8 protein-coding genes are annotated in these 10,756 nt (G+C 59.6%); 4 read left to right on the forward strand and 4 right to left on the reverse strand.

Annotated features, from left to right (window positions below; all coding sequences use genetic code 11):
* Window positions 1–36 precede the first annotated feature (36 nt).
* Window positions 37–1,650, reverse strand: coding sequence for a hypothetical protein (locus BUC26_RS20540; protein WP_073379093.1), 1,614 nt, complete (start codon window positions 1,648–1,650; stop codon window positions 37–39).
* Window positions 1,651–1,674: 24 nt separating this feature from the next.
* A complete protein-coding gene (rsmI, locus tag BUC26_RS20545; RefSeq protein WP_073379095.1) occupies window positions 1,675–2,508 on the reverse strand; it encodes a 16S rRNA (cytidine(1402)-2'-O)-methyltransferase in 834 nt (277 codons plus the stop codon).
* Between the two features lie 316 nt (window positions 2,509–2,824).
* Between rsmI and BUC26_RS20550 the strand changes: the two genes are divergently transcribed.
* The 4 genes from BUC26_RS20550 (at window position 2,825) to BUC26_RS20565 (ending at window position 5,706) form a co-directional block, all read left to right on the forward strand.
* Window positions 2,825–3,202 carry an ArsR/SmtB family transcription factor gene (locus tag BUC26_RS20550; protein WP_084540808.1) on the forward strand — a complete coding sequence of 126 codons (378 nt, stop codon included), beginning with the start codon at window positions 2,825–2,827 and terminating at the stop codon, window positions 3,200–3,202.
* A complete protein-coding gene (locus tag BUC26_RS24265) occupies window positions 3,199–3,396 on the forward strand; it encodes a hypothetical protein (RefSeq protein ID WP_073379097.1) in 198 nt (65 codons plus the stop codon). The genes BUC26_RS20550 and BUC26_RS24265 overlap by 4 nt, the downstream gene beginning before the upstream one ends.
* Window positions 3,397–3,405: 9 nt before the next feature.
* Complete coding sequence (locus BUC26_RS20560) at window positions 3,406–4,398, forward strand: permease (RefSeq protein WP_073379099.1); 993 nt, start codon at window positions 3,406–3,408, stop codon at window positions 4,396–4,398.
* Window positions 4,399–4,572: 174 nt separating this feature from the next.
* On the forward strand, window positions 4,573–5,706 hold the full coding sequence (locus BUC26_RS20565; RefSeq protein ID WP_073379100.1) for a 6-phosphofructokinase: 1,134 nt from the start codon (window positions 4,573–4,575) through the stop codon (window positions 5,704–5,706).
* 110 nt (window positions 5,707–5,816) lie between these two features.
* On the opposite strand, the gene BUC26_RS20570 is transcribed toward BUC26_RS20565, so the two are convergent.
* Both BUC26_RS20570 and BUC26_RS20575 read right to left on the reverse strand, forming a co-directional pair.
* A complete protein-coding gene (locus BUC26_RS20570) occupies window positions 5,817–6,923 on the reverse strand; it encodes an HD-GYP domain-containing protein (protein WP_073379101.1) in 1,107 nt (368 codons plus the stop codon).
* The gene (locus BUC26_RS20575; RefSeq protein ID WP_073379103.1) at window positions 6,920–10,513 is read right to left on the reverse strand and encodes a response regulator; all 3,594 of its coding nucleotides are present in this window, start codon (window positions 10,511–10,513) and stop codon (window positions 6,920–6,922) included. Before BUC26_RS20575 ends, BUC26_RS20570 begins: the two co-directional genes overlap by 4 nt.
* Window positions 10,514–10,756 lie beyond the last annotated feature (243 nt).

Genomic DNA, 10,756 nt, shown 5'->3' on the forward strand with positions numbered 1-10,756 from the left:
GCCCGGCCGGCGTGCGGTGCTCCGGGAACCGCTGTTTCAAGGCTGTCGGTCCTGTGCGGCCAGGCTCTGCCGGCAGACGGCGGCGAAGTCCTCCGGGTAATGGCCGTTGATGAAGCGCAATTGCGCTTCGCTGAAGGCGCCCGGCGACTGCGGCAGTTTCGGCAGTAGGCTGTAGAGCAGCGGTTGCGCTGTTTCGGTCGAGTCGAACGGTTTCGGGTATTCGATCGTGGTGACCAGGCGGGCACCCCGTCCGGCCAGGGCGCGTTGTGCTGCGAGCAGGGCGGAATCGAGTGAGGCGCGGGTGGCCTGGTCGGTCTCCAGGATGTTGCCGGGCCAACGACCCTCCGGCCCGGGCAGGGTCATGATCTGCAGTTCCCATTGCGAGGTCTGGGCCTTGGGGACAAAGAGCATGACCCGTTCGTCCCGCCAGACCACCAGGTCGGCATCCCGGTCGAGCCATTCGTCCATGCGGCGGTTGGCGGTGATCGCCCGGAGCAGGTCAGGAAAAAACTCGCGGTCGTGCAGAGTGCGGTACTGCGCGATCACCTCGCCGATCATGTCTCCGCAGCCAAAGGGGCGCATCTCGCCACAGGGCTCGCTGCAGCCGTGGGTAAAGGCGTCGATGCGGCGCGGGATCATCGCGAACTGCTGGTGTACCTGCTGGTGTGAGGCGTGCAGGCGATAGCCGGACGGGGCGAAATCAAACCCGAAATTCCAACCCCAAAGCGTTGCCGTCAGTTCGGGCCGGGCGATATCGAGGCGTGCCAGGATGGCCAGGCGCAATGTTTCCAATTCATCTGCCGACAAGGTACCGCTGCCGACATCGAGCCCGAGCAGCCGGCCGAGCCGGATATAACTGCGCTGGTAATAGAGGTGGCGCAGGCCGTTGATATCCCGTGGACCCAAGTCACTAACCCGATAGCGGATCGCATCCTCGGCCATGTTGGCCGCATAGTGGCCGCCGCCGATATAGGAGTTGCGGCGCAGGTATTCGTAAATATGGGTATCGCCGTCATGATGGTCGCCGACGATTTCGCTGCCTCCCTGGGCGCCGGGCCGAATCACCATGGCGATCTTGTAGTCGTCGGGCAGGGCCGGGTTGTTGGCCACCGCTTCGAACAGGTCATGGTCGTCAATGATCGGCCGCTGCCTGCCGTCTACCCCGCATCGGAAGCAAAGACCTGTCGGCCGGCCGTCGTCGGCGTTGGTGAACGAGCAGCAGCAGCGGGCCAGGCGGACCAGATCGTCGGGGTCGGTGGAGGTGGTGGCCAAGGCCAGTTGCAGCGGTCGCGGCAGGGACTCGATCAGGGTCGCCGGCTGCTTGTGCTCGGCCAGCAGCGTCGTCAGCGATATCGGCGGCGGCGCCGGGATCCTGATCCGCTCGGGCTCTACGGCGCTGCGGTCGGCCCAGGTCTTACCGATATAGGTGGTGCCGCGAAACGGCAGGGCATTGGTGATCTCGTAGATCCGGTCGGCTTCGGGAACCGCCACGTCGCCGTCGGGATAGTTGGCATCGTTGAGCACGTCGCCGCCGTCTTCGCGGCGGCCCAGGGGCTCGATCCGGGTGCGCCGGCGCAGCATGCGCGCCGTGTAGGAAGGGTGATGGATGCCGTAGCAGAAGGTTCCGTTGGGGGTGACGCAGGTTCTCATGGTGGTCCTCCGGGCAGGGGTAGGTCAGCGCTTGGGCCACAATTCAAGCGCGCGCTGGTAAACCTCCGAGCGGCCGACGCCGAGATCCGCCGCGACGGCGCGGCAGGCGTCTTTCAGCGACAACTCGGTTTGGTCGCGGTACCAGCAGAGGATCTCGTCGAGTGTCTCTCCTGCCGGTTGGCTGACCGTCCCGGGGTGAATGATCAGCACCAACTCGCCGCGGATCTTGGTGCCGTCGATGCGCTCGGCCAATTGGTGCAGCGTCGTTTCCTCGATGTCTTCGTAGAGTTTGCTGATCTCCCGGGCCCAGAGCACGACCCGGTCGCCAAAGAGTTCGGCGCAGTCTTTGACAAAGGAGACGATGCGGTGCGGCGATTCGTAGAAGACCAGCGGGTAGGGGGTGGTTTTCAGCGATTGCAGCAGTGAACGGCGCTGGGCGCGTTTGGCCGGCGCAAAACCGAGAAAGAGAAAGCTGCCGGGATCGAGTCCGGCGCAGCTGAGCGCGGCGCTGAGTGCCGACGGTCCCGGGATCGGCACGATTGGCAAGCCGGCCGCGCGGGCCTGCCTGACCAGGATGGCGCCGGGATCGCTGATGCCCGGCGTGCCGGCGTCGCTGACCAGGGCCACCGAGGCGCCGCCGCTGATCTGCTCGATCAGTTCGGCGGCGCGCTGTGTCTCTTTCTCCCGATAATAGCTGATCAGCGGCGTGGCGATGGAAAAATGGCTGAGTAACTTGCGGGTGTGCCGGGTATCCTCGGCTGCGATCAGATCGACTTCGCGCAGGGTGCGTATGGCGCGGCCGGTCATGTCCTCAAGATTGCCGATCGGCGTGGCGACGATGTAAAGCGTTCCGGGCATGGGCTGTCCGCAGTGGTTGGCGTGGGCTGCCTCCGGCACCGTGGCGGCGGCGGGGCGCGGTGAGATTCTTCCCCATTATGGAGTATGACCGGAGAAAATGCATCAGGGAACCTTGAAAAATTGTCATTCCGGCCAATCTTGTCGTTGCGCAATCAAATATTATCCTCGGAATATCATGTATATGCCTGCGGTAAAATTTTCTTGCGCGCCTCGATCTTGAACAAAATCAAGAATTTTTCAAGCGCCCCATCAGCCTATTGCACTTTGTTGCAGACAATGTAATATATGAACATATATTCATATAATGAGGACGACCATGAGCGAAGACCGGTGCGAACGCAGAATCATCCATGAAGATCGGCTGGCAGCGGCGCGGCTGGCCCTGAGCGGGCTACCGCCGGCCGCATTGGTCTGCGATCTGTTCAAGGCCCTGGCCGACCCCGGCCGGCTGACCATCGTCAGTGCGTTGGCCGTTCAGGAAATGTGCGTCTGCGACCTGGCCGCCCTGCTCGGTGTCAGCGAGTCGGCTACCAGTCACCAGCTGCGCATCCTGCGCATCGCCAACCTGGTTAAAAACCGGCGGGACGGCCAGGTGCTCTATTACCGGCTGGCCGACGACCATGTCATGCAATTGGTCGAGACGGCCACTGAGCATGCACGTGAAGCAGTAACAGGAGGTGGAGCCTTGACATGAACGATATCACGACCATCAGTATTGAAATGTGGCGAATCCTGCTCGATTCGTCGCCCTATATCATCCTTGGCATCCTGGCCGCGGGCGGTATCAAGATCTTCGTCAACCAGCAGATTATCGTGCGTCACCTGCGTTACGGCAGGTATCGTTCGGTATTCAAGGCGGCGCTGTTCGGGATTCCGCTGCCGCTCTGATCGTGCGGCGTGCTGCCGGCGGCAGCATCGTTCAAGCGGCAGGGAGCAAACCGCGGCGCCCTGTCCGCCTTTCTGGTGACAACGCCCGAGTCCGGCGTCGATTCGATAGCGATCACCTACGCGTTGCTCGATCCGATCATGACGGTGATGCGCCCGCTGGCAGCCCTGGTCACCGGGGTTACCGCCGGCCTTGTCGAAAACCGGCTGCACGATCCGGACGCTGCCGGCCGGCAGCCCTCTCCGCTTCCGTTGGCCTCAGCTGCGCCGCTTCCGGCCGCGGGGACGAACCTGCCGGCAGCGACCGAGCCGTCCCCGGCGAGCCGGTCGCTGCGGCGACTGGGCGAGGGAATCAGATATGCGCTGGTCGATGTCTGGGGGGATATTGTCGTCTGGTTTTGCGCCGGCCTGCTGCTGGCCGGTCTGATTACCGCCTACCTGCCCGAGGATTTCTCCAATCTGGTTCTCGGCGGCGGTCTCGTGTCGATGCTGGCCATGCTCGCGGTCGGCATGCCGATTTATATCTGCGCCACGGCTTCAACGCCGATTGCCGCGGCCCTGCTGCTCAAGGGGGCCAGTCCCGGTGCCGTCCTCGTCTTCCTGCTGGCCGGGCCGGCGACCAATATGACCTCGTTGTCGGTCTTGGTCCAGGTGCTTGGCAAAATGGGAACCCTCAGGTATCTTTTGGTGGTGGCCATTGTCTCCGTGCTATTTGGGCTCGGCTTGGATAAGCTCTATCCGCTGCTCGGTATCGAGCCGCGCGCGGTGATCGGTGAGGCCAGGGAACTGGTGCCGGTCTGGCTGAAGATCGGCAGTGCAACCTTTCTGATTATCTTGACCGCCTGGCACCTGTACCGTTTCGTGCGGCATCGTCGAAGCGAGCGGCCGGCCGGTACGGCGGTCTGTGGGTTTCCGCAGTCGGCCGAAGGAGCCGATCGTCATCGGGCCACGCACCACAGGTCATCAAGTGAAACATGCCACGATGAGTGTTGCCGGCAGGCATGATCCTCGGCAGCTGTAAACGTTTCAAGTATTTTTGACCATCGGGGCGGATGCGAACAACGGTTGACAGGGCTGCAGGTCACTCGTGCCGGGACGTGTTGTTCGCATATCTGCAGCGACTGGATAACAACGCTGCCACGCTGGGCGGCCCCAAGAGATATCCGGAGAGGTGAGGCGATGAGCAGGCATATCGGAGTATTGACGTCGGGCGGCGACAGCCCGGGACTGAACGCGGCTATTCGAGCGATCGGCAAAACGGCGCTGGACACCGGGCGCATGGAGGTGGTCGGTTTTCGCGACGGTTTCCGCGGGCTGATGGAAAACCGGCTGCTGCGCCTGGAGCGCTCGATGCTTTCCTCGATCCTGACGCTGGGCGGCACCATCCTCGGCACCAGCCGCGATAAGCCGCACAAGATGCCGGTCGGCGGTGAAATGAAGGATATGACCGAGGTGATTTGCGATAATTATCATCGCCAGAACCTGGACGCGCTGATCTGCATCGGCGGCGGCGGTACCCAGAAAAACGCCTTCAGGTTGGCCGAACGCGGCCTCAATATCCTGACCCTGCCGAAAACCATCGATAACGACGTCTATGGCACCGATGTCACCTTCGGTTTCGACACTGCCATGGAGATTGCCACCGAGGCCATCGATCGGCTACACTCGACCGCCCACAGCCACCACCGGATTATTGTTGTTGAAGTGATGGGCCACAATGCCGGCTGGCTGGCTCTTGGCGCCGGTATTGCCAGCGGGGCCGACGTGATCCTGATCCCGGAAATCCCCTATGATCGGGAGAAGATCGTCCAGGCCATCCGGCAGCGGCAGCAGCGGGGCAAAAATTTCAGCATCGTTGTCGTTGCCGAGGGGGCCCTGTCGGTCAATGAGAAAAAGACGCTGGACAAACTCCGGGAAGACAGGGCCAAGGCCAAAGAATCGAGCGCCAAGAGCAAGAGTAGAAAAAAGGCCCAAGATGCCTATGCCTCCTTTGCCCGGCAGCGTTCCACCCATACGCTGCGCTTATCGCAGCAGTTGGAAGAGATGACCGGTCTCGAATCACGCCTGACCATTCTCGGGCACCTGCAACGGGGCGGCACGCCGTCGGCCACCGACCGGGTGCTGGCGACCAAGCTCGGCAGTGCCTGCGTCCGCTATATCGATGAAGGGATCGGCGGCGTCATGGTCGCCGTTCGCGGCGATAGCACCGAGCCGGTCCCTCTCAAGGATGTGGTCAACAAACGCAAGGTGGTGCCGCCCGACCACAGCTGGATCGAGAGCGCCCGCAACGTCGGTACCTGTTTGGGAGACTAATAAATCTGCGGGACAAGTGTTACAAATCTGAGGGACAGGTTTCAACCTGTCCCCCCCTTTGGAGAACAAATTTAAATCTGTCCCGCAGCAGGAAGTTAGCTGAGGACAGGTTACAACCTGTCCCGCAGTTGGTTGAGATTGATCGTTTCCGGTGAGGCGACGCAGAGGATCGGTTGGCCTTCCTTGTCTTCGGCGTCGGCGAAGGTGAAGCCGTCTTTGTCCAGTAATTCCAGGCAGGCGTCCACGGCGTCCTTGTCGTAATAGATTCCCCGATATTCCTTGAGTTCGTCGATCGTCGCCTTCAGGCCGAGGGCCGGCCGATAGGGGCGGAAGGAGCTTTTCGCCTCGGTCACGTCGGCGACCGTCAGGATTTTCGACTCGAGCAGCAGGTCGGCCTCCCGCAGACCGAGCGGGTAGCCGGAACCGTCCAACCGTTCGTGGTGCTGAAAGACCATCTGGGCGACCGGCCACGGGAATGGGATGTTCTTCAGGATCTCAAAACCGATCTGGGAGTGAATCTTGATCACTTCCAGCTCGGCTTCAAGCAGGGTGCCGGCGCGGCTGAGAATGGCCACCGGGATGCGGATCTTGCCGACATCATGCAGCAGACTGGCGATTCGGATTCCCTCGATAACAGATTCTGACAATCCCATCTTGGCAGCAATGGCACAGGCCAGCTGGGCGACTCGCTGCTGGTGCCCTGCCGTGTAAGGGTCTCTGATTTCCACCATGCGGGCCATGCTGATAATACTGCCGTTGAGCATTTCGCGCAATTCCGATGTCTTGGACTGAACCTTCTGTTCGAGTACCGTATTTTGCGAGAGCAGCAGCGCTTTTGCCTGGTCCAACTCGACGTGGGTCCTGACCCGGGCCAATACTTCGGCGGTATGAAACGGTTTGGTGATATAATCGACAGCCCCTTCCTCGAACCCTCTGGTTTTGCTGGCGGTATCCTGCATTGCGGTGATGAAGATGATCGGGATCGAGGCGGTCGCTTCATCCTTCTTCAGCGTTGTGCAGACCTGATAGCCATCCATCTCCGGCATCATGATATCGAGCAGGATCAGGTTCGGCAGAAATTTCCGGGCATAGTCGATCGCCTGCTGCCCCCGCTTGGCAATGCCGAGTCGATAGTCTTTTTTCAGGGTGGCTACCAGCAGATCGATATTGGTGGGGTTGTCGTCGACGATCAGGACGAGCGGTCGGTCTTGGCTCATGACGCTTCCTTCAGCTGGCGGCGCAATTGCTCGAGGGTTTCTCTGGCCAGTTCGTAGTCGTAGCGTTCAATCCGAGCGGCAAGGGTTTCGAGCTGCGGCTGGTTGATTTTCCGATGTTGGGCGGCCTGGCGGTGAACCCCGGCAAAACAGGCACTGATTTCTTCCGGATCGGCATGGCCGATTGCCGCTTCAAGTTTTTCCAACAGTTCGGCGAGGTCCGTGGCGTCGGCAATCGACTCGGGGGAACTGTCTTCACTCCGGTCAAGGGCCTGTAGAGTGTTCAGGACATGGACCAAGATGTCCTTCACGGTTTTGACCAGAGCACCAAACGTTTCACCGCCGCAGTGTTCGCTTTCGTGCTCTCTACAGGCGGTTTCTAGCTGCTGGGCCGACGATGCCAGGTCGGGCACCCCGATATTGGCGCCGCTGCCCTTGAGCTTATGGGCGAGTTGACGAAGTTTCTCGCAGTTCTGCTCCTGGAGGGCATGCTCGAGTGCGTCAGGGGTGGTACGGTTGTCATGAAAAAAGCTGACCAGGATCTTGAGCAGGGTCTCGGCGTCAATACCGAGAGCGCTCAGGGTCGCCTCAACATCGATAACCGAGGACACTGTTTCGAGTCGGGCCGCAGTCTCGTCGCTCCGGCTTTGATCCTGATCGTCGACGGGGGCGGGTGGTTCGGCCGGCCGGTCGTCCAGCGACTGCTGCGCGTCCGCGGTTGTTTCTGCCGGTTTCGATTGCCGGTTTTGTGTCGGTATAGCTGCTCCAGCGGGTTCGGTAGGGACGACCGGTTCTATCTTCGGCTGATGCCCGCGTAAAAAACGCCACAGGACATGGAAAAGTCGCTCCTGGTTGATCGGTTTGGCGATATAACCGTCCATGCCGGCTTCAAGGCATTTCTCTTCGTCGCCCTTCATCGCATGAGCGGTCATCGCAATGATCGGCAGTTTGCTGCACGATGATTTGGCACGGATCTTTTGGGTTGCTTCATAACCGTTCATCACCGGCATTTGGATGTCCATTAAAATCGCATCGTATTGCGAACAGTCGGCCAGATCGACCGCTTCCTTGCCGTTGGCGGCAATGGTCACCTTGATTCCGGCGGTCTGCAAAATGGCCTGGGCGACCTGTTGATTGGTCAGGTTGTCCTCGACGAGCAGGATGCGATACCCTTTCAGATGCTTGCGGTACATCGAGGTGCGGGTGGTGAAGTCATGGCGGACGGGCGTCGTTTGTCCTCCTTCCTTGCCGAAGGCGTCCATGATCGCGTCGAACAGCGTCGACTGGAAGATCGGTTTGGAGAGAAAGCCGTTGGCGCCGACCGATTCGGCTTCACCGCGCTCAACGTCCTTGGTAAAGGCGGTCATGATGATGATCGGGATAGTCAGGTTCAGCTTTTTTCTGATCATCCGCGTGGTCTCGATACCATCGAGACCCGGCATCTTCCAGTCCAGCATGATCAGGTGTACCGGCTTGTCGTTCAAACAGTCAGGTTGCAACCGTTCCAGCGCTGCCTCCCCGGAGGAGATGGTCTCGACGGTAAAGCCGAGGGTGCCGAGAATTTTGCCGATAATCAGCCTGCTTTCGGGAAGGTCGTCGACGACCAGGGCGTTGAGACCGCGGATGTCTTCAGGAAATTTATTTTTGGCGGCCGGCACGGTTCCGGCCTGCCCGAGGCGGACGGTAAAGAAAAACGTCGATCCCTCGCCGAGGGTGCTCTCCACCGAAATAGTCCCGTCCATCATCGTCACGAATTGTTTGCAGATACTCAGGCCGAGACCGGTTCCTTCGTGTTTACGGGTAGTCGAACCATCACTCTGGGTGAACGGTTCGAACAGAAACGGTATAAATTCCGGGGCGATGCCGATGCCGGTGTCTTTGACGGCAAAGCGCAGCTCTACCGGGTCGGAGCGCTTTTCGTCCGTTGTCACCGGGCCTCCGGAAACGCTGATCACGATGCTGCCGCCGGCCGGGGTGAACTTGATCGAATTGCTGATCAGGTTGGTGAGGATCTGCTGCAGGCGCAGGGAATCACCGAGCAGGATACGCGGCGTCTTGGCGTCGATATCGACGATCAACTCAATTCCTTTTTCCGCAGCCTGGTGGGTGAACAGGTCGACGACCTGGTCGAAGGTTTCATCGAGCTTGAAAATTCTCTCCTTGAGTTCCAGCTGACCGGCCTCAATTTTCGAGAAGTCCAGGATATCGTTGATAATGCCGAGCAGAGAGTAGGAGGAATTCTGGACGATATGCAGGTATTCCTGCACGGTCGGCGATAACGGCTCGCTCAGGGCCAGATCGGTGGCGGCGATAATGCCGTTCATCGGGGTGCGGATCTCGTGGCTCATATTAGCCAGGAATTCGCTTTTTGCCCGGGTGGCCGCCTCCGCCATCTCCTTGGCCTTTTTCAGCTCTTCGTCGAGTTTGATATGATGTTGGATCTCTTTTTTCAGTGATCGATGCGATTTGTTGATTTCGCGGTTAAGCTTCATGACCTTGCCGGTGAACATCGCGAGCACCACGAACAATGCGCAGGCCAGCCCGATAACCACCCCATAGGCGCGGAGCACGTCGATGAGTTTGACCTTGCCGAGATCCCGGTACTGGCCCAGGTGTAGCACGCGCATCAGATCGTGGACCGGCTGGTAGTCCAGCGGGATGGTCCAGCCGGCACAATGGGCGGCAATGGCGGCGGTAAAATAGGGTTTCATCTGCAGCAGAGTGATGCTGACCTGCTCGGCTAATTCGTCCGGGGTATGCCTGACCTTGGCGATTGGCCAGTTCGGGTATTGACGGGTGGTGCAAAAATAAGGGGTTTGTTTGGCGTTTTCCGCCATGGCGGGGAATATGTAGTAATCCTCAAGTGCGATTTTGCCTTCCTCTGCCAATTCTTCGAGCACATTGGTCCGGACCGTTCCTGCATCAGCGTGTCCTTCAGTGACTGCACGGACCACATCGTAGTGGTTATCGGTGAAGATCAGTTCGCGAAAGTAAGAGTACGGTTTGAGGCCGCGGTCCACCATCTCCCGTTTGGCCATCTGCCAGCCGCCCAGCGACTCTTCGGCAACAGCTGAAAAGCGTGTATCCTCCAGGTCGGCGAGGGCACGGATATCCACGCGGTCGGCACGGCAGAAGATGACTCCGCCGTATTGGGAATAGGCCTGTCCGAGTCGCTCGTCCTTCAGCGTCGCAATGCGATTGATGCCGTATCGCTCCTCGTACTCGACATAGAGCAGGGGATTGAGCAGGACAAAATCGATATCCTCGTTTTTGATACTGTCTTCGATCTCGGAATGTTCCAGCGCAACGATGGAAAACCGGTAGCCGTGGATATAACTGCTCAGATAATTTGCCGTAGAATGCCAGCGCTGGGTCGCAACTGCTTTGCCGCGAATGGCCAGCACGCCGATCTTCACTGGCAGTTCCGCAGCCTGCGCCGGGCAGACTGCCGGACCGGCACCGAGAAGCAATAACGCAGGCAACAGGAGATACCATAGCGCCGGACGCGCCGAACGAAACAAGGCGGCAACTGGCAGGGTGGTCGGCTCGTCAGCAGGAGGGGAGAAACGATTTATCGAAACCTTTGTTTTCATAGTATTCAGGCCGTGTCATTTTAATTTTACCTGACACTGAGAAGAGCAGCAATGGTTTACTACGCTTTTGTCGGGACCAGATAACTTGGCCGGACAGCGAAAGCTGTTTACGACAACCTTTGAAAATTTCTAGCAGTAAGCAACCGTTTCGCCAAAAAAAAGGGACAGTCCCTTTTGTGGGGACTGTCCCTTTTTTTATAAAGAATTCGGCGGCGACCTACTCTCCCACACAGTTGCCCGTGC

Source organism: Desulfofustis glycolicus DSM 9705 (genome assembly GCF_900130015.1).
GTDB lineage: Bacteria > Desulfobacterota > Desulfobulbia > Desulfobulbales > Desulfocapsaceae > Desulfofustis > Desulfofustis glycolicus.

Bases quoted from the DNA above. Each gene is read 5' to 3' on its own strand.
- BUC26_RS20540 (WP_073379093.1), bottom strand. From the start codon at position 1,650: ATGAGAACCTGCGTCACCCCCAACGGAACCTTCTGCTACGGCATCCAT.
- BUC26_RS20550 (WP_084540808.1), top strand. From the start codon at position 2,825: ATGAGCGAAGACCGGTGCGAACGCAGAATCATCCATGAAGATCGGCTG.
- rsmI (WP_073379095.1), bottom strand. From the start codon at position 2,508: ATGCCCGGAACGCTTTACATCGTCGCCACGCCGATCGGCAATCTTGAG.
- BUC26_RS20570 (WP_073379101.1), bottom strand. From the start codon at position 6,923: ATGAGCCAAGACCGACCGCTCGTCCTGATCGTCGACGACAACCCCACC.
- BUC26_RS20565 (WP_073379100.1), top strand. From the start codon at position 4,573: ATGAGCAGGCATATCGGAGTATTGACGTCGGGCGGCGACAGCCCGGGA.
- BUC26_RS20575 (WP_073379103.1), bottom strand. From the start codon at position 10,513: ATGAAAACAAAGGTTTCGATAAATCGTTTCTCCCCTCCTGCTGACGAG.
- BUC26_RS24265 (WP_073379097.1), top strand. From the start codon at position 3,199: ATGAACGATATCACGACCATCAGTATTGAAATGTGGCGAATCCTGCTC.